This is a genomic window from Oceanobacillus sp. J11TS1 (assembly GCF_018333215.1).
Lineage (GTDB): Bacteria > Bacillota > Bacilli > Bacillales > Amphibacillaceae > Oceanobacillus.
The window spans coordinates 1-260 of sequence record NZ_BORO01000077.1 but is presented as its reverse complement, the minus strand read 5'-3'; the positions used below and the strand labels follow the sequence as shown (position 1 = coordinate 260).

Annotated in this window: 1 protein-coding gene; it reads left to right on the top strand. The window is 40.8% G+C overall.

What is annotated here, in order from left to right:
* A partial coding sequence (locus tag KI343_RS19915; RefSeq protein WP_212928125.1) for a transposase occupies nucleotides 1-260 on the top strand: 260 nt, incomplete at both ends.

Below are 260 nucleotides of genomic sequence, written 5' to 3'. Positions count from 1 at the left end.
TGGTGATAAATGGTGTTTCTACGCGTAAAGTGACTAAAGTCGTAGAACAGCTTTGTGGTGAAAAAGTGTCGAAGTCCATGGTCTCAGAGCTTACAAAAAAGCTAGATCCAGTTGTAAAGGAATGGGCTAACCGTCCTTTAGATCGGCAATATTATAATTATATCTATGTGGATGCGATGTATATTAAGGTCCGTGAATATCACCGGGTTGTTTCTAAAGCAGTTTATATTGCCTTGGGAGTTAATAGCCAGGACCGGCGT